This is a genomic window from Xanthomonas sp. NCPPB 901, from assembly GCF_056725085.1.
In genome coordinates this window covers 82,683-99,622 of sequence record NZ_CM161511.1, presented here as the reverse complement: position 1 = coordinate 99,622, position 16,940 = coordinate 82,683, and the positions used below count along the sequence as shown (strand labels likewise).

The following is a 16,940-nucleotide window of genomic DNA, read 5'->3' as shown; positions in this document are numbered from 1 at the left end:
TGCCCGGCCATTACCACCAACGCAGGCCTTCGAACGGGTTCCAGCTGACGCTGCCCTTGCGCTGGTCCAGGTAGTAGGCGTAGTTGGCGGTCATGCCGACCAGCAGCGAGTAGGCGATGCCCAGGCCGCGGCCGACCGCGTCGGGCAGGAACGCCGCGATCACGCCCAGCGCCAGCGAGATGCCGATCAGCGCCAGCGCCTTGCGCCACAGGCCGAGGATGAAGAAGTAGATGAAGCCGAAGAACAGGGCGAAGAAGTTCATGTTGATCTTCAACCGATCCATGAACGGCAGCGCCTTGAACGCCGCCTTGTACTCGGGCGTGGACGGTGCACCGTAACGGTCGAAGAAATCGAAGCGGAACTGCCACTTCGGGCTGAGCGGGGCATGTTGCGGGAGGTTTGGCGTTTCCATGAGGGCGAGCTTCCGTGTTGTAAACGTTTTCAGTTTAACTGAATGGACACTGCGCGCCAAATGGGGGCTTGTCGATGCACCAGCCTGGTGCGGGTTCGATCGCCGGGGATTGGGGATTGGGGATTGGGGATTGGGGATTGGGGATTGGGGATTGGTAACAGCGTGCGCCGCGCCTGGTCTCGGAACAGGCGCCCCTCCCCGCATTGCGACAGTCGCCGGTCATCGCGTCGGGACTGAAGTCCCTCCCACAAGGTTTGCCTGCGCGGGGCGCATCCGCTGGCGAGTACCCACTTGTGGGAGCGGCTTCAGCCGCGACGCGCGGGGCAACGGCCTCGCGGGGTTCTGCGGCGACCATCGGTCAGCGCGTCGGGACTGAAGTCCTTCCCACAGGAGGCTTACCGACGCCGCGGAGCCGACGGCGCAGGCCGCTATTGCGCCCGGGCGCCGCCCAGCCGCTGGCCGAGCGCGAGCGTGGCGGCCACGTTGCGCGCCGCCTGGCGCAGGGCCTCCGTGGCGTCGGCCAGCGCGGCCTCGCGGGTGGAGATCCGCTGCACCGCGCCGAACAGCGCGTCGATCCCCTGCGCATGCAGGTCCGCCGCCCCCTCACCCAGGCCGCCGGCGATGGCCAGCACCGGCACGCCATGGCGCCGGGCGATACGGGCCAGGCCGACCGGCACCTTGCCCTGCGCGCTCTGCCCGTCCAGGCGTCCCTCGCCGGTGACCAGCAGGTCGGCGCCGGCCAGGTGCGCTTCCAGCCGCAGCGCCTGCGCGACGATCTCCACGCCCGGACGCAGGCGCGCGCCGAGGAAGGCGACCAGGGCCGCGCCGATGCCGCCGCCGGCACCGGCGCCGGGCAGCTGCGCCACCGCCACGCCCAGGGTGCGTTCGATCGCCTCGGCGTAGTGCTGCAAGCCGGCGTCGAGCTGCGCCACCACCGCCGGCGTGGCGCCCTTCTGCGGCCCGAACACCGCCGAGGCGCCGGCCGGGCCGGTCAGCGGATTGTCGACATCGCAGGCGACCTCGATGGTGCAGCCACGCAGGCGCGGGTCCAATCCATCCGTCTCGATGCGTGCCAGCGCGCCCAGCGCCGCGCCGCCGGCGGCCAGGTCGCGGCCGTGCGCATCCAGCAGGCGCACGCCCAGCGCCTGCACCATGCCGGCGCCGCCGTCGTTGCTGGCGCTGCCGCCGATGCCGATCAGCAAGCGGCGCGCGCCGGCGGCCAGGGCCGCCAGGATCAGTTCGCCGACGCCGCGGGTGCCGGTCAGGCGCGGGTCGCGCTGTGCCGGCGGCACCAGCATCAGCCCGCTGGCCGCGGCCATCTCGATCAGCGCAGTGCCGCCGTCCTCGCTCAGGCCGAAGTGCGCGGCCACCGGCGCGCCCAGCGGCCCGGTCACGGTGCAGGCGACCCGGCGTCCACCGCCGCCGGCGACCAGCGCCTCGACGGTGCCCTCGCCGCCGTCGGCGAACGGCAGCAGCACGTACTGCGCGTGCGGGAAGACGTCGCGGAAGCCGGCCGCGATCTGCGCGGCCGCCTGCGCCGCGGACAGGCTTTCCTTGAACGCGTCCGGGGCGATGACGATCTTCATGCAGCGTGCGCGGCGATCGCCCGCTGCCTCGCACCGGGCGAGGCGGGCCGCTTCATGCGCGCGTTCGAGGAGACCATCGGTCGATCATAGTCGCGGCCGGCGTCACCGCGCACGCCGCGCTTCAGGCCGGCACCAGGTGCCGCATCACCTGCAACTCGGCGATGGCCGCGGCATAGGGCGCAAAGCGCGCATCGCCGCTGGCGAAGGCGTCGGCCGCCGCCTGCGCGCTGGCCAGGTCGAGCCAGTGCGCGAGGTCGACGAACTGCTCGTCGCCGTCCAGCGGCGCATACGCGCGGTAATCGAGCAGGCCGGGAAAATCGGCGAGCGCCGCACGCAGCTGCTGGCGCAGCGCCGGCATGCGCTGGCGGGCGTCGGGCTTGACGGTGAAGACGGCGAGTTCGAGAACGTAGGTGGCAGCGGTGGACATGCAGGTACTCCGTCGTGAAGGAGCCGGCAGTCTGCGAAGGTCCTGCTGACACCGGGGTGTCAGTGCCCGCGCTGCGCCCAGGCCGCGCGTTGGTGTTGCAGATAGGGTTCCAGCGCCACGTGTGCGGGCACCGGCAACGGCGTCGCGCAGGCGTGTACCGCCTCGATCCGATCCAGACGGAAATCGCGATAGGCGGCGCGCAGCCCGCACCAGCTGCCCAGCGTCCAGTGCTGCCCCCAGTGGAACAGCCCCAGCGGCAGCACCGTGCGCTCGCTGGCCTCGCCCTGCGGGCGGCGATAGCGCAGCCGCACGCTGCGGCGCTGCGCGGTGGCGGCATGCAGCACCTGCCAGCACGGCAGCGCCACCGGCACGGCGCGCAGCGCGCGCGCCACCCGCGGCACCGCCGCCGGCATCGGCAAGGCCGCCTGCAGCTTGTGCAGCACGCTCCGCGCGGCCGGCTGCAACTGGCCGCCGCCGCTGCAGGCGAGCATCTCCACCGCCAGTTGCAAGGCCTCGACTTCCTCGCCCGACAGCGCCAGCGGCGGCAGGGCGAACGCCGGGTCCAGGCGATAGCCGATGCCGGCCTCGCCGTAGACCGGAATGCCGCCGAGCGAAAGATCGTCGAGGTAGCGGTAGATGCTGCGGACCGACAGGCCCAGTTCGGCGGCGAGCACGGCGGCCGTCACCGGCTGGCGCACCCGGATCAGGTTGACCAGCTGGAACAGCCGCTCGGCCTTGCGCATGCGCGGCCGGTCAGTCCAGCACGCGGCAGAACACCGCCTTGAGGTAGCGCGATTCCTGCACGTGGGCCATGAACGGGTGGTCGGCGCCGGCGCCGGCCACCTTCAGGATCTGGATGGTGCGGCCGGAGAAGTAGGCGGCGCGGCGCAGCATGTCCAGGAACTCGTGCTCGGCGACCAGGCCGGTGCAGGAGAAGGTGGCGAACAGGCCGCCCGGGGCGACCACGCCCAGCGCCAGCTTGTTCATGTCCAGGTACTTCTTCAGCGCCGGGATCACCTGGTCGCGGTCGCGGGTCATCTTGGCCGGGTCCAGGATCACCACGTCGTACTGGTCGCCGCGCGCGGCGGCATCGCGCAGGTACGGGAAGATGTCGGCCTGCACGAACTTGGGCCGCACCTCGTTGAGGCGGGCGTTGCCCTTGGCGATCTCGATCACGTCCTCGTCGATGTCCACCCCGACCACCTCGGTGGCGCCGCGGACCTTGGCGTAGACCGCGAAGCCGCCGGTGTTGCAGCACAGGTCGAGCACGCGCTTGCCCTCCACCTGCTGGCTCAGCCACTGCCGGTTCTCGCGCTGGTCGGCGAAGAAGCCGGTCTTGTGCGCGCCGGCCGGATCGGCACGGAAGCGCACGCCGTATTCGCTGATGATCGCCGGCTCCGGGCGCTCGCCGCTGCTGGACACCGGCCGGTAGTCGAAGCTCTCCTGCTTCTGCACGTGCTCCTCGGCGAAGCTGTAGAAGCGCGCGCCGGGGAACTGCGCGCGCAGCGCGGCGTAGATCCACTCGCGGTGGCGGAACATGCCGGCGCTGAAGAACTCCACCACCAGCAGGTCGCCGTAGCGGTCCACCACCAGGCCGGACAGGCCGTCGCCCTCGGCATGCACCACGCGCCAGGCGTCGCTGACCGCGTCGAGCTTGAGCACGTCACGGCGCAGCGACACCGCCTCGGCGATCTTGCGCGCGAACCAGTGCTCGTCGACGGCGATGTCGGGGTTGGTTTCGAGGATGCGCACGGCGATGCGCGAGTGGCCGTTGTAGAAGCCGCGGCCGATCCACTCGCCGTCCACCCCGACCACGTCCACCAGCGCGCCCGGCTTGGGCTTGGCGGCGGGTTTTTCGACCAGTTTCTGGAAGATCCAAGGATGGCTGGAGCGCCAGGCGTTCTTGAGACGGACAACGGGCAGGGGACTATTCATGAACGCCATTGTAGCCGCCCCGATTGACGGCACCGCCTGCAGCCGCAAGAATGGGCGCAGAAGGGGAGTAGCTCCCGACGTTGTCGCCGTCAATTCGAGCCCGCGGGCTCCGGTGCAACGGCAGCCGGTTCATCGGCTGCGAGCGAGACCTTCGCCGCAGTGGCGAAGGCACCCTCTGGACGACATCCGTCGTCTCCGTCCGGAACGCCTCCGCCGCCGCGGCCCCGAGGTTCCCTGTTCACTGACGGAAGATTCCCAATGGAAACGATAGGCAACGTGTGGTTGTGGGGCGGTTTCGCGATCGTGGTGGTCGTGGCGCTGCTGGCGGACCTGGTGCTGATGCGCCACGGCGGTCCGCACAAGGTCACCTTCAAGGAAGCGCTGTGGTGGAGCATCGGCTGGATCGCGCTGGCGCTAGCGTTCAACGCGGGCCTGTGGTGGTACCTGCGCGAGACCATCGACGTGGCCGCCGGCAACCGCCTGGGCCTTGAGTTCCTGACCGGCTACCTGGTCGAGAAGTCGCTGGCGGTCGACAACATCTTCGTGTTCCTGATGATCATGAGCTACTTCGCGGTGCCGGAGGAGCAGCGCCAGCGCGTGCTGGTGATCGGCGTGCTCGGCGCGATCGTGCTGCGCGCGGTGATGATCTTCGCCGGCTCGGTGCTGCTGACCAAGTTCCACTGGCTGCTGTACGTGTTCGGCGCGTTCCTGCTGCTGACCGGCATCAAGATGTGGTTCTCGGCGGGCAAGGAGCCGGACCTGGAGGCCAACCCGGTGCTGCGCTTCATGCGCAAGCACCTGCGCCTGACCCCGCAGTACCACGGCAACGCGCTGAGCGTGACCCAGGAAGGCAAGCGCTGGTTCACCCCGCTGTTCGCGGTGCTGATGCTGATCGCGATCACCGACGTGATCTTCGCGGTGGACAGCATCCCGGCGATCTTCGCGATCACCACCGACCCGTTCATCGTGCTGACCTCCAACGTGTTCGCGGTGCTGGGCCTGCGCGCGATGTTCTTCCTGCTGGCGGGCATGGCCGACCGCTTCCACCTGCTGCCCTACGGCCTGGCGATCGTGCTGGTGTTCATTGGCACCAAGATGCTGATCATCGACCTGTACAAGATCCCGGTGCTGGTGTCGCTGCTGGCGGTGGCGGTGGTGATCGGCGCCACCGTGGTGCTGAGCCTGCTGCGCCCGGCCAAGCCGGCGCACTGACCCGGCACCTGCGCCGCGGCCGCGGATTGTCCCGCGGCCGCGGCCAGTCCCTCCCATCGGCGGCGCCTTGCCTTGGCGGCCGGGCGCCGCCATCCAGGGACCATGGACACCTCTTCGCTCCCCTCGCCCCCGCCCGTGCACGAGGCGCAGGGCCGCTTCGACCGCGCGCGCATCCTGCGTGCGTTCAACGCCAGCCTGGCGCTGGTGGCGCTGCTGGTGGCGGTGTTCGCCAGCCAGGGCCTGTTCGACTGGCGGCCCTGGGCGGTCGCCCCGCACACGGCGGCCGGCCTGCTCGGCGTGCTGACCGCGCCGCTGCTGCACGGATCGCTCGAACACCTGGGGGCCAACGCCGGCGCGCTGCTGATCCTGGGCACCCTGGCCGGCAGCGTGTATCCGCGCGCCACCCTGGCCGGGCTGCCGTTGCTGTGGCTGGGCTCGGGCCTGGGCGCGTGGCTGCTGGGCGACCCCGGCAGCCATCACCTGGGCGCCAGCGGCGTCGCCCACGGCCTGCTGTTCCTGGTGTTCGTGCTGGCCTTGCTGCGCCGCGACCGCGCCGCGATCGCCGCCAGCATGATCGCCTTCCTGTTCTACGGCGGCATGCTGGTGACGGTGCTGCCGCACGAGGACGGGGTGTCCTGGCAGTCGCACCTGGGCGGCGCGGTGGGCGGAGTGGTCGCGGCGCTGCTGCTGCGCCATCGCGATCCGCTGCCGCCGCGGCAGCGCTACAGCTGGGAGGACGAGGACGACGTCGACGACATCCGCGTCGCCGACGACGAACTGGAACCGCCGCCGCCGGCCCAGGTGCCGGTGCTGTGGCAGCCGCCGCAGGCCCCACGCGGCGTGGTGCTGCGCTTCCCGCCGCGCGACGAGCAGGACCGGGGCTGAGACGGGCAGAGCAATGCCGGGAATACGCCGATCGGCATCTGTAGGAGCGGCTTCAGCCGCGACGGGCCTGCGCGGGAACGCCCGTCGCGGCTGAAGCCGCTCCTACGGCAATCGGGCACCGTGGCAGGCCGCCATGGGCGACCTGCCCCTGCGCCGCGCCGTACACTGACCGGTCCACCCTCGCTGTCCGAGTTCGCATGTCCGTGCTGTCCGCCCGTCATTCCCGCTCCGCCGCCGCCGCCGCGCTGGCGCTCGCCCTGGCCGCCTGCAGCGGTCCCGCGCTGCGTGCGCCGGCGCCGGCGCCGACCAAGGCGGTGGGCTATCTGCCGGCCGCGGCGCTGCCGGACAGCCTGCAGCTGCTGCCGGCGCCGCCGGCGGCCGGCTCGCCGGGCGAGGCGCTGGATCTGGCGGTCAACCGCGAGGCGCTGGCCCTGCGCGGCAGCGCGCGCTGGCAGCAGGCCGCGCGCGATGCCGACCTGAGCTTCCCGAGCGGCGCCGGCCAGTTCGCCTGCGCGCTGGGCGTGGCGATCGACGCGCAACACACCCCGCACCTGTACACCTTGCTGGAGCGCAGCCGCATCGACGCCAGCGCCGCGACCAAGGCGGCCAAGCGCCAGTACCAGCGCCCGCGGCCGTTCCTGCGCAACCAGCAGGCGGTCTGCACCCCGGGCGACCTCGACGACCTGCGCCGGAGCGGCTCCTATCCGTCGGGACACAGCACCATCGGCTGGGCCTGGGCGCTGACCCTGAGCGAGATCGCGCCCGAGCGCGCCGATGCGCTGATCGCGCGCGGCCGCAACTACGGCGAGAGCCGGCTGGTGTGCAACGTGCACTGGCAGAGCGACGTGCTCGCCGGCCGCTTCATCGGTGCGGCCACGGTGGCGCGGCTGCACGACGACCCGGCCTTCCGCGCCGACCTGGCCGCGGCACGCGATGAGATCGCCGCCGCGCGCGCCGCCGGGCGGATCCCGGGTCGCGACTGCGCCGCGGAAGCCGACGTGCTGCAGGTCCGTCCGGCCAGCGCGCTGTAGGGCCAGCGCGGCCCGCGGCCGCGCCAGCGGCCACGGGCACGGGCACGGTTCCGGCGGCTCACGCGTCGAGCGCGTCCTCCACGGCGGCGGCCGGCGACGCCGCCGCGGTCTCTTCCGCCACCGGCACCGCGTGCGCCAGCTGCGCCGGTGTCGGTGCCTGTACCGATCCCGGCGCGCCCAGGCGGAACAGCGCGACCAACTGGCTCAGCTGGCCTGCTTCCTCTTCCATCGCCCGCGCCGAGGCCGTGGCCTCTTCGACCAGCGCCGCGTTCTGCTGGGTGGCCTGATCCATCTGCGCCACCGTGGTGTTGACCTGCTCGATGCCCGCCGACTGCTCGCGCGAGGCGGCCGAGATCTCGCCCATGATGTCGGTGACGCGCTGCACCGAGGCCACGATCTCCTGCATGGTGGTGCCGGCCTGGCCAACCAGGGCCGAGCCATCGGCCACGCGGTCGACCGACTCCTCGATCAGGCCCTTGATCTCCTTGGCCGCATTGGCCGAGCGCTGCGCCAGCGTGCGCACCTCGCCGGCGACCACCGCGAAGCCGCGGCCCTGCTCGCCGGCACGCGCGGCTTCCACCGCGGCATTGAGCGCCAGGATGTTGGTCTGGAAGGCGATGCCGTCGATCACGCCGATGATGTCGCCGATGCGCCGGGACGAGGAGGCGATGCCCTCCATCGTGCTCACCACCTGGCCGACCACGTTGCCGCCCTGCATGGCGACCGCGGCGGCGCCGGCGGCCAGGCGGTTGGCCTGCTGCGCGTACTCGGCGTTCTGCTTGACCGTGGAGGTCAGCTCTTCCATCGACGCGGCGGTCTCCTCCAGGCTCGCCGCCTGCTGCTCGGTGCGGCGCGACAGGTCGTCGTTGCCGGCGGCGATCTCGGCGGCAGCCGCGTCGATCGCGGCGGAGGAGTGCTGGATGCGGCCGACGATCTCGGTCAGGCGGGCGACGGTGGCGTTGGCGTCGTCGCGCATCCGCGCGAACACGCCCTCGAACTCGCCATGCATGCGCCCGGTCAGGTCGCCGCTGGCCACCGCCTGCAGCAGCGAGGACAGCGCGTTGAGGTTGCGGTCGGCCGTGCTCATCAGCTGGTTGAGATCGACCAGGATCTGCCGGAAGTCGAAGTCGAAGGCGGCCTCGTCGCTGCGCGCGGTGAAGTCGCCGGCCGCCGCGGCCGCGGCCATCCGCTGGATCTCGCCGTTGATGCGCAGCAGGTTGCGGCGCACGTCGTTGAGCGACTGGGTGATCACCGCGCGTTCGCCCGGCAAGGTTTCCAGTTCCTGCGACAGGTCGCCGCGCGCATAGCGCTTGATCAGCTCGACCACGCGCAGGGTCACCGCGATGTGCCCCTCGACCAGGGCGTTGCTGGCCTGGACCATGCTGCCGAACTCGCCGGGGAAGTCACCGGCGGCGATGCGGTGGCTGGTGACGCCGGCCTCGTGCTGCGCCCCCATCTCGGTCTGCGCCTGGATCACCCGGCGCAGCTGGCGCTGCATGCTGTCCATGGCCTGCAGCAGCTGCCCGACCTCGTCGGCGCTGTCGATCGCGATCGGGTTGTCCAGCTTGCCCTGCGACACCGCATGCGCGGTGCGGATGGCGCGGCGCAGCGGACGGGTGATGGCGCGCGCGACGATCCAGCCGAAGGCGATGCAGGCCAACGCGCCGAGCACGCCCACCACAAGACCGCCGACGCTGGCGGCGATCGAGCTGTCCACCGCGTTCTGCACCGTGGCGCGGAAGCGCGCGTCGGCGCTGTGGTGCATGGCGTTGAGGTGGGTGCGGTAGCGCTCCAGCGACGGCGCCATCGCCTCCAGTTCCGCCGCGTCGGGTTCGCGCTGCTGCGCGAACGCCGCGGCCACGGCCGAGGCATGCGCGTAGTACGCGTCGAACTCCTTGCCCAGGCGCGCCAGCTCCGGGGCATTGCCCGGGTCGGTCTTCTGCAGCTTCAGGTAGGACGCGTGGATCTGCTCGGCGATCGGATGGGTCGCGTTGAGCATGTCCATGTCGCCGGCGGCCGCCGCGCCGTTCAGTCCGTTGATGATCTTGTCCAGCGCGGCGACATTGCGCGTCATGGTGTCCAGCACCGGGAAGTGCACGTCGCGGATCGCCTCCAGATGTCCGTTGTTGCGCTGGAACACCACGGTGCTGAAGCCGATGTAGCCCAGCAGGCACAGGATCGACACCGCCGCCGGCAGCAGGATCTTCCAGAACAACGGCAGAGAAAGCAGACGTCTCATCATGGAGGCTCTCCGGTGGCGGTCAGGGCTTGAAGACGACCTTGACGCTCGCGTCCTGCGTGCCGGCATCGATGTAGCCGATCGCGCCAGGCGAGGCCGCGACCGCCTTCTTGACCGCATCGTCGCCGGCCACGTGCTTGGGACGCTGCGCCTTGCCGGTGAACATCAGCTGCGACCAGTACGACTTGAGCTGCGCCGCGTCGCGGCCGGTGACCTTCTTGTAGAACTCCTCGCGCGCCTTGGCGCCCTCTTCCTGGTCGATCGGCGTGGCCTGCGCGCCGCCCGGCAAGGCGTTGGACTTGGCCAGGAAGATCTGCGCCACCTGATCCTTGCTCAGGCTGTCGACCGGGCTCTTGGACGACATCACCACCACCACCTCGGCCTGCGCGGCGGTGGAGAACAGCAGGGCCAGCGCCGCAGCACCAGCAATCTTGTAAGCATTCATGGCGTCGTCCTCAGAACACGAAATCGAAGGAGGCCGACAGCAGGTTGTAGCTGCCGCCAGGACGGAAACCCGGCTGGATATTGCCGAGGCTGCCGTACGAGCCGGCGTTGTTGACGATGTGGCTGGCCTGGAACTTGAAGGCCACGTTCTCGTACACGTCCCAGCGCAGCGAGGCGGTGTAGCTGTGGCGGCCGTTCTCGGCGAGCGCGACGGCGCGGGTCATCAACCCCAGCGGATCGGCGCCCGGCGCGATCACCGGCGCCTTCTTGTCGACGTTGGCGTAGGTCAGCGACGGGGTCAGCGCGCCGAAGCGGGCGCCGGCGCTCACGTAGCCGGCGGTGTTCTTGCCGTTGAGCGAGGGCGAGTAGTCGGCGCGGATGACTTCGGCGCGCGCGAACCACGGACCCGGATCGTAGCTGTAGCCGGCGCTGGCGAAGCTGCCGGCGACGCCGACCGTGTCCAGGCGCTCGGCCAGGGCCGGGTTGATCCGGCGGTAGAGGCCGAACAGCCGGTCCAGGTCGGCGGTGCGGTAGTCGGCATTGCCCTTGATGTAGGCCACGCGGTAGGTGGAGGCGCCCTGGTCCAGCACCAGCGACAGGCCGCGCATCGCGTGCACTTCGGCCTTCTTGGAATCGATGCGGCCGTAGAAGCCCTGCACGCTGAGCACGCTCTGGCCGACGTTGCGCGTGTACACGCCTTCCACGCCGTCCATCGCCATCAGGTAGTTGTAGACCTCGTAGGGCGGACGCACCCACGGCGTGGCGTAGCCGACGCGCTGGTACTCCGAGAGCATGTACAGCGGCGCGGTGATGCGGCCGAGGCGGACCGCGAAGTCCGGGGCGAACTGGTACTTGACGTGGGCCAGGGTGACCTTGGGCGTGTACGAGGCGCGCTCGGCGTACTCGCTGGTGACCTGCAGCACGCCGCTGAACTTGTCGGTAAAGGTGGCGTTGACCTGGCCGGCGATGCGCGAGTCCGGGCGCGGCGAGGTGCGCTGGCTGGCGCCGGCGCCTTCGGTGGTCTGCAGGTCCGGCGTGAAGTCGGCGCGGTCCTCGGTGGAGTGCACCAGTCCCAGGGTGCCGAAGCCGCTGAAGGACAGCTCGGGGCCGTCCTGGGCTTGCACGCGGCCGGAACACGCGAGCGCGAGCGCGCCGCTCAACAGTAAAACATTGAATTTCATTGAATTTCCCCAAATCTATTGCGGGCTGGCGATGATGACTGCCCGGCCCCGCATCCCTTCCCGAAGGACACGGCCGTGGCGGCAGTGAGCTGAGTAGCGGCGATGCGCCTGCATTCTTGAGCGCCGTCATGTTTTTTACGACGAACGGTTTGCAGAACGCCGTCCCGCGCCCCGGCCTCGACGGCAATGGCCGCGCCGGCCGCCCCCTGCCGATGGGCAGGTGTCTGCCGTTGCGGCGGACCGTTAGACTCGCCGCGACTTCCCGCCAAGGACCCGCACCCATGAGCCAGTGGTATTTCCTGACCGGCAGCGAACAGACCCGCTCCGGCCCGTTCGACGATGCCGACGCGGTCGCCTTCGCCCGCAACAACCCCACCGCGCTGGCCTGGTGCCAGGGCCAGAGCGGCTGGCTCCCGGTGGCGCAGATCGCCGCCCTGCAGGGCGGCGCGTCCTTCCTGCCGCCGGGCCTGCCGCCGCCGCCCGCTGCCGGCGGCCGCGCCGACGAGATCGACTACCGCATCGTCGGCCACGAGATGCAGTTCGTGGAGATCGAACTGGACCCGGGCGAGAGCGCGGTGGCCGAGGCCGGCGCGCTGATGTTCAAGGACGCGGCGGTGCAGATGGACACCGTGTTCGGCGACGGCTCCGGCGGCAACCAGAGCGGCCTGATGGGCAAGCTGCTGTCGGCCGGCAAGCGCCTGGTCACCGGCGAGAGCCTGTTCACCACCGTGTTCACCCACCAGGGCCAGGGCAAGGCCAAGGTCGCCTTCGCCGCGCCCTACCCCGGCACCGTGCTGGCGATGAAGCTGGACCAGCACGGCGGCCGCCTGATCTGCCAGAAGGACAGCTTCCTGGCCGGCGCGCGCGGGGTGTCGCTGGGCATCCACTTCCAGCGCAAGATCATGACCGGCCTGTTCGGCGGCGAAGGCTTCATCATGCAGAAGCTCGAGGGCGACGGCTGGGTGTTCGTGCACGCCGGCGGCTGCGTGGTCGAGCGCGAACTGGCCGCCGGCGAGCGGCTGGACGTGGACACCGGCTGCGTGGTCGCGTTCCACGCCTCGGTGGACATGGACGTGCGCCCGGTCAGCGGCATCAAGAGCATGTTCTTCGGCGGCGAGGGCATGTTCCTGGCCACCCTCACCGGCCCGGGCAAGGTGTGGCTGCAGTCGCTGCCGTTCTCGCGTCTGGCCGGGCGCATGTTCGCCGCCGCGCCGCAGGGCGGCGGGCAGAACCGCGGCGAAGGCTCGGTGCTCGGCGGCTTCGGCCGGATCCTGGACGGCGACAACAACTTCTGAGGCCGCGTGCTTTCGCCCCTCTCCCATCGGGAGAGGGGTTGGGGTGAGGGTACGGCGCGCAGCGCCTCACAGAAGCAGGCGCCCAAGCGGGGCCTCCGCTGAAGCGCCCGGACCACCCATGGCATGACCTCCGGTCGTGGGCGGTGCAGGAGGATGCGGCTATGCTCGCGCCGGCTCCTTCCACCTTTCCGCGACGCTGCCATGACCGTGTTCCGCTCCCCGCGCCTGCTGCTGTCCCTGTCCCTGTTCGGCCTGCTTGCCGCCTGCGGCGGCGAACCCAAGCCGGCGCCGCCGGCCCCGGTGGTGAACGGACCGGCCCCGGCGCCGGCGGCCAAGCCGCTGCGCATCGGCATCGCCCTGGGCGGCGGCGCGGCCAAGGGCTTCGCCCACATCGGCGTGATCAAGATGCTGCAGGCCAACGGCCTGGAGCCGACGGTGGTGTCCGGCACCAGCGCCGGCAGCGTGGTCGGCGCGCTGTACGCCAGCGGCATGGACGCGTTCCAGATGCAGCAGGCGGCGGTGGCGCTGGACGAGAGCAGCATCCGCGACATGCGCCTGTTCTCCGGCGGCCTGGTGCAGGGCCAGGCGCTGCAGGACTACGTCAACGCCCAGCTCAAGGGCAAGCCGATCGAGAAGCTGGCCAAGCCGTTCGCCGCGGTCGCCACGCGGCTGGAGGACGGCGAGCGCACCGTGTTCGTGCGCGGCAACGCCGGCCAGGCGGTGCGCGCGTCCAGCAGCATCCCCGGCGTGTTCGAGCCGGTCGCCATCGGCAAGTTCCACTACGTCGACGGCGGCGTGGTCAGCCCGGTGCCGGTGGACGCCGCGCGCCAGCTCGGCGCCGACTTCGTCATCGCCGTGGACATCTCCAGCAAGGCCAGCGGCAAGAACCCGGGCAGCATGCTCGGCACCGTCAACCAGTCGATCGCGATCATGGGCCAGCGCCTGGGCCAGCAGGAACTGGGCCGGGCCGACATCGTGATCCGGCCCAAGGTCAACGATATCGGCGCGGCCGACTTCGCCCAGCGCAACGCCGCGATCCTGGAAGGCGAAAAGGCCGCGCTGGCGGCGATGCCGCAGATCAAGGCCAAGCTGGCGCAACTGCAGCAGCAGCGCGCCGCGGCCGCGGCGGCCGCCGCGAAGGCGGCGCAACCGGCGCCGCCGCCGTGCGAACCGCCATCGCGGCTGAGCCGCCTGCTGCGCCGCGACGATCCCTGCAAGCCGAAGGACTGAGGGCTCCCTCCCCTCAGGGGCCGGGGGTGAGGGTCCGACCGCGAGCGCGCATTCCTGCTAGGCGCAATCCCACCGGCACCACACCGCAACTCAGTACCGCCAGCGCAGGGTGAAGCTGACGAAGCGCGGTTCGCCGTAGTTCTGGTAATCCAGGTTCGCCCAGTATTTCTTGTTCAGCGCATTGGTCACCGCCAGCGTCGCGGTCCATTGCGTGCTGAGCTGGTAGTTGGCGTTGAAGTGCACCAGCGCGTACGGGTCCTGCACCACGGTGACCGGGCGCGTGGCGGCGCTGCCGTCGCCGAGCGGGCGCTGGATGTTGTAGCCGCGCACCGCGCTCTGCCAGCTCACGCCGCCGCCCAGGCTCAGCCGCTGCCAGGCGCCGGGCAGGCGCACCTGGGTGGACAGCTGCAGATAGTCCTCCGGCAGGTTGGCGTAGATCGCATCGGTCGGCGCGCGGGTGACCTTGGCGCGGGTGTAGCCGGCGTTGAGCGTCCAGCCCGGGCGCAGTTCGCCGTTGTACTCCAGTTCCCAGCCGCGGCTCTTGGTGCCGTTGACGCCGATGTAGGCCGAGCTGCCGTCGGGCAGCGAGGCTTCGGGCTGGGTCATGTCGCGCACCGCGTAGTTGTCCTGCTTGGCCTCGAATACCGCGGCGCTGAGCAGCCCGCGGCCGTCGGCCAGCTGCGCCTTGACGCCCGCTTCCAGGTTGGAGCCCTGCACCGGCGCCAGCAGGTTGTTGTCCTTGTCCTTGTAGTTCTGCGGATTGAAGATCTCGGTGTAGCTGGCGTAGGTGGAGATGTCCGGGGTGATGGCGTAGACCAGGCCGACGTAGGGCGTGACCTCGTCGCTGACCCGGTAGCGGCCGCTGGTGCCGGTGTAGGCGCCGTTGGCGGCGAAGGCCTGCGTGCGGGTCTGCCAGGAACTCAGCCGCGCACCGGCGATCAGCGACAGCGGCTCGGCCAGGCGCAGCCGGGTGGAGGCGTACACGCCGCGCTGGGTGGTGCGCGCCTCGCGCCGCGCACCGGTGCGGGCGGCGCTGATCTGCGACACGTCGCCGTGCCAGTCGTAGACGTTGGGGATGTAGTAGCAGCGCTCGCGGCCGCAGCTGGCCCAGTCGCCCGGATAGCGCAGCGCCAGGGTCTGCGTGGTCGACTGCAGGTCCTGCCAGCTGCCGCCCAGCACCAGGTCGTGGTCGCGGCCGAACAGCGGGAACGAACCGGACAGGTATACGTCCAGGCCGTCGCGGGTGTCGCTGGTCTGCCCGGCGGCGGCGCGCAGGTAGAGGCCGCTGCCGTCGCGCTTGGGATAGCCGCTGCCATAGACGCGCAGGTTGTCGACCGCGCCTTCGGTGCGCGCCAGGTTGACCTTCAGCAGCCAGTTCTCGCCGAAGCGCTGTTCCAGGTTGGCGAAGGTGGTGTGGGTGTTGCGCTGCCAGCGCGTCCACTTCGGCGCCAGGTTGGTCGACGTGGGCAGGTCGGCGAACGCGCCGTCGGCGAAGAAGTACGGCACCGTGCCCCAGGTCGCGCCGACCGGGTCGTTGTCCTGGCGCTGGTAGCCGACGGTGACCGTGGTGGCGTCGGTCAGGTCGCCTTCCAGCACCGCCATGCCGGACATCTTCTGGTCGCTGTAGTGGTCGTAGTAGTAGCCGCGGTCCTGCCAGGCGGCGACGAAGCGGCTGCGGAAGCGGCCGTCGGCGCTCAGCGGCGCGGTGACGTCGGCCTGGGTACGGCGGAAGTCCCACGTGCCGAGCGAGGCCGCGAACGACGCATCGAAGGTCTTGCCGGGACGCTTGCGCAGCAGGTTGACCGTGGCCGACGGGATGCCGGCACCGCTGAGCAGGCCGTTGGCGCCACGGATCACCTCGACGCGGTCGTAGAAGACCATGTCGTATTCCTGATTGGTGGAGCCGCTGTAGGTGGGCAGGCCGTCGACCTGGAAGTCGGTGATCTGGAAGCCGCGCGCGAAGTACAGCGGCCGCTGGGTGTCGTAGAAGGACACGTTGACGCCGGTGACGTTGCGCATCACGTCGTTGATGCTGAACAGCGATTCCTCTTCCAGGCGCTGCTGGCCCAGCACGCTCACCGATTGCGGCGTTTCCTGCAGCGTCAGCGGCAGGCGGGTGGTGGTGGACGGCTGCGCGCGGCTCGGGCTGCCGCTGACCTCCACCTTGTCCAGCGTGGTCGGTTGATCGGCCGCGTCGGCCACCTCGGCGGCCAGCAACGGCGCCGGCGCGCCGGAGAGCGCGGACAGCAGGGCGAGGTAGAGCAGACGGTGGGAAACGGAAGGACGCATGGAGTGATCTCGCGGGGGTGGCGCGGCGGCGGCGACGCGGTGGAAGAAAGCGACAGGCGCAGCCAGCCCCCACGGCCGGGATCCGGCGCGGCTCGCCCATCGGGCTGGCGGAGGGGTTGTGGCCGTGGATGGCCGTCGCAGAATGCAAATGTAAATCGTTAGCAACAACTTAACAAGGGTCGCCACACACCGACACGCGGCGGCACATCCGCGTCGGGCCGCTAGCCGCGCGGCAGCGGCAGGCCGGCGAAGTCCTTGACGGTGCGCAGCACGAAGCTGGAATTGACGTCGGCGACGCCGGCGGCGTTGAGCAGCTTGTCCAGCAGGAACGCGGAGAAGTGCGCCAGATCGCGGACGTAGACGTGCAGCAGGTAGTCCATGTCGCCGGTCAGCGCATGGCAGGCGACCACCTCGTCCCAGCCCTGCACGCTGTCGGCGAAATGGGCGATGCCGCTCTGGCCGTGCTTCTCCAACTGCACGCGGACGAAGGCCTGCAGGCCCAGGCCCAGCGCCGCCGGCACCAGCCGCGCGGCGTAGCCGGCGACCACGCCCTCGGCTTCCAGCCGCTGCACCCGGCGCAGGCAGGCCGAGGGCGACAGGTTCACCTGCGCCGCCAGTTCGGCGTTGCTGGCCCGGCCCTGCCGCTGCAGTAGGGCGAGCAGGCGCAGGTCGGTGCGGTCGAAGGTCGGCGACCCGGTCATTTATTGCTCTGCAACATGCGTTGGACGCAACAATATTGCGCACAGCGCGCGGATCCGCGCAACTTCGCAAGCC

The 16,940-nt window shown here is 70.7% G+C and carries 15 protein-coding genes; 5 read left to right on the top strand and 10 right to left on the bottom strand.

Features of this window, described 5'->3' with window-relative positions; genetic code table 11:
* Window positions 1–10 precede the first annotated feature (10 nt).
* The 5 genes from AC1PME_RS00445 to AC1PME_RS00425 form a co-directional block, all read right to left on the bottom strand.
* Window positions 11–412 (bottom strand): DUF2628 domain-containing protein, encoded by a 402-nt coding sequence (locus AC1PME_RS00445; protein WP_254459780.1) that lies wholly within the window; start codon window positions 410–412, stop codon window positions 11–13.
* A 428-nt stretch (window positions 413–840) separates the two neighbouring features.
* Window positions 841–1,998 carry a glycerate kinase gene (locus AC1PME_RS00440; RefSeq protein WP_481096967.1) on the bottom strand — a complete coding sequence of 386 codons (1,158 nt, stop codon included), beginning with the start codon at window positions 1,996–1,998 and terminating at the stop codon, window positions 841–843.
* A gap of 121 nt (window positions 1,999–2,119) precedes the next feature.
* Window positions 2,120–2,425: an antibiotic biosynthesis monooxygenase family protein gene (locus AC1PME_RS00435; RefSeq protein WP_481096966.1), complete on the bottom strand. Its 306-nt coding sequence runs from the start codon at window positions 2,423–2,425 to the stop codon at window positions 2,120–2,122.
* Between the two features lie 59 nt (window positions 2,426–2,484).
* Window positions 2,485–3,168: a helix-turn-helix transcriptional regulator gene (locus AC1PME_RS00430; RefSeq protein ID WP_481096965.1), complete on the bottom strand. Its 684-nt coding sequence runs from the start codon at window positions 3,166–3,168 to the stop codon at window positions 2,485–2,487.
* A 10-nt stretch (window positions 3,169–3,178) separates the two neighbouring features.
* Window positions 3,179–4,360 carry a class I SAM-dependent rRNA methyltransferase gene (locus AC1PME_RS00425; protein WP_307547589.1) on the bottom strand — a complete coding sequence of 394 codons (1,182 nt, stop codon included), beginning with the start codon at window positions 4,358–4,360 and terminating at the stop codon, window positions 3,179–3,181.
* Between the two features lie 258 nt (window positions 4,361–4,618).
* On the opposite strand from AC1PME_RS00425, the gene AC1PME_RS00420 reads away from it, so the two are divergent.
* The 3 genes from AC1PME_RS00420 (at window position 4,619) to AC1PME_RS00410 (ending at window position 7,488) form a co-directional block, all read left to right on the top strand.
* Window positions 4,619–5,572: a TerC family protein gene (locus AC1PME_RS00420; protein ID WP_254459775.1), complete on the top strand. Its 954-nt coding sequence runs from the start codon at window positions 4,619–4,621 to the stop codon at window positions 5,570–5,572.
* A gap of 102 nt (window positions 5,573–5,674) precedes the next feature.
* A complete protein-coding gene (locus AC1PME_RS00415; protein ID WP_481096964.1) occupies window positions 5,675–6,457 on the top strand; it encodes a rhomboid family intramembrane serine protease in 783 nt (260 codons plus the stop codon).
* A gap of 197 nt (window positions 6,458–6,654) precedes the next feature.
* The gene (locus AC1PME_RS00410) at window positions 6,655–7,488 is read left to right on the top strand and encodes an acid phosphatase (protein ID WP_481096963.1); all 834 of its coding nucleotides are present in this window, start codon (window positions 6,655–6,657) and stop codon (window positions 7,486–7,488) included.
* Window positions 7,489–7,546: 58 nt separating this feature from the next.
* On the opposite strand, the gene AC1PME_RS00405 is transcribed toward AC1PME_RS00410, so the two are convergent.
* From AC1PME_RS00405 to AC1PME_RS00395, 3 genes are read right to left on the bottom strand one after another with little or no spacing between them, the layout of a single operon-like run.
* Window positions 7,547–9,730, bottom strand: a complete 2,184-nt coding sequence (locus AC1PME_RS00405) for a methyl-accepting chemotaxis protein (RefSeq protein WP_481096962.1) — start codon at window positions 9,728–9,730, stop codon at window positions 7,547–7,549.
* A gap of 19 nt (window positions 9,731–9,749) precedes the next feature.
* Window positions 9,750–10,172, bottom strand: a complete 423-nt coding sequence (locus AC1PME_RS00400; RefSeq protein WP_254459771.1) for a type 2 periplasmic-binding domain-containing protein — start codon at window positions 10,170–10,172, stop codon at window positions 9,750–9,752.
* Window positions 10,173–10,182: 10 nt separating this feature from the next.
* Complete coding sequence (locus AC1PME_RS00395; protein WP_481096961.1) at window positions 10,183–11,352, bottom strand: hypothetical protein; 1,170 nt, start codon at window positions 11,350–11,352, stop codon at window positions 10,183–10,185.
* A gap of 281 nt (window positions 11,353–11,633) precedes the next feature.
* Between AC1PME_RS00395 and AC1PME_RS00390 the strand changes: the two genes are divergently transcribed.
* Both AC1PME_RS00390 and AC1PME_RS00385 read left to right on the top strand, forming a co-directional pair.
* Window positions 11,634–12,647, top strand: a complete 1,014-nt coding sequence (locus AC1PME_RS00390; RefSeq protein ID WP_254459769.1) for a TIGR00266 family protein — start codon at window positions 11,634–11,636, stop codon at window positions 12,645–12,647.
* 201 nt (window positions 12,648–12,848) lie between these two features.
* On the top strand, window positions 12,849–13,877 hold the full coding sequence (locus AC1PME_RS00385) for a patatin-like phospholipase family protein (protein WP_481096960.1): 1,029 nt from the start codon (window positions 12,849–12,851) through the stop codon (window positions 13,875–13,877).
* Between the two features lie 90 nt (window positions 13,878–13,967).
* Here the strand turns inward: AC1PME_RS00385 and AC1PME_RS00380 are convergent, their stop codons facing one another.
* Complete coding sequence (locus AC1PME_RS00380; protein WP_481096959.1) at window positions 13,968–16,166, bottom strand: TonB-dependent siderophore receptor; 2,199 nt, start codon at window positions 16,164–16,166, stop codon at window positions 13,968–13,970.
* A 221-nt stretch (window positions 16,167–16,387) separates the two neighbouring features.
* Window positions 16,388–16,867: an Lrp/AsnC family transcriptional regulator gene (locus tag AC1PME_RS00375; RefSeq protein ID WP_481096958.1), complete on the bottom strand. Its 480-nt coding sequence runs from the start codon at window positions 16,865–16,867 to the stop codon at window positions 16,388–16,390.
* Between the last annotated feature and the right edge of the window lie 73 nt (window positions 16,868–16,940).

Excerpts from the sequence above, each read along its gene's own strand:
- AC1PME_RS00400 (WP_254459771.1), bottom strand. The coding sequence starts at position 10,172 with ATGAATGCTTACAAGATTGCTGGTGCTGCGGCGCTGGCCCTGCTGTTC.
- AC1PME_RS00425 (WP_307547589.1), bottom strand. The coding sequence starts at position 4,360 with ATGAATAGTCCCCTGCCCGTTGTCCGTCTCAAGAACGCCTGGCGCTCC.
- AC1PME_RS00430 (WP_481096965.1), bottom strand. The coding sequence starts at position 3,168 with ATGCGCAAGGCCGAGCGGCTGTTCCAGCTGGTCAACCTGATCCGGGTG.
- AC1PME_RS00375 (WP_481096958.1), bottom strand. The coding sequence starts at position 16,867 with ATGACCGGGTCGCCGACCTTCGACCGCACCGACCTGCGCCTGCTCGCC.
- AC1PME_RS00390 (WP_254459769.1), top strand. The coding sequence starts at position 11,634 with ATGAGCCAGTGGTATTTCCTGACCGGCAGCGAACAGACCCGCTCCGGC.
- AC1PME_RS00380 (WP_481096959.1), bottom strand. The coding sequence starts at position 16,166 with ATGCGTCCTTCCGTTTCCCACCGTCTGCTCTACCTCGCCCTGCTGTCC.
- AC1PME_RS00410 (WP_481096963.1), top strand. The coding sequence starts at position 6,655 with ATGTCCGTGCTGTCCGCCCGTCATTCCCGCTCCGCCGCCGCCGCCGCG.
- AC1PME_RS00385 (WP_481096960.1), top strand. The coding sequence starts at position 12,849 with ATGACCGTGTTCCGCTCCCCGCGCCTGCTGCTGTCCCTGTCCCTGTTC.
- AC1PME_RS00415 (WP_481096964.1), top strand. The coding sequence starts at position 5,675 with ATGGACACCTCTTCGCTCCCCTCGCCCCCGCCCGTGCACGAGGCGCAG.
- AC1PME_RS00405 (WP_481096962.1), bottom strand. The coding sequence starts at position 9,730 with ATGATGAGACGTCTGCTTTCTCTGCCGTTGTTCTGGAAGATCCTGCTG.
- AC1PME_RS00435 (WP_481096966.1), bottom strand. The coding sequence starts at position 2,425 with ATGTCCACCGCTGCCACCTACGTTCTCGAACTCGCCGTCTTCACCGTC.
- AC1PME_RS00395 (WP_481096961.1), bottom strand. The coding sequence starts at position 11,352 with ATGAAATTCAATGTTTTACTGTTGAGCGGCGCGCTCGCGCTCGCGTGT.
- AC1PME_RS00420 (WP_254459775.1), top strand. The coding sequence starts at position 4,619 with ATGGAAACGATAGGCAACGTGTGGTTGTGGGGCGGTTTCGCGATCGTG.
- AC1PME_RS00445 (WP_254459780.1), bottom strand. The coding sequence starts at position 412 with ATGGAAACGCCAAACCTCCCGCAACATGCCCCGCTCAGCCCGAAGTGG.
- AC1PME_RS00440 (WP_481096967.1), bottom strand. The coding sequence starts at position 1,998 with ATGAAGATCGTCATCGCCCCGGACGCGTTCAAGGAAAGCCTGTCCGCG.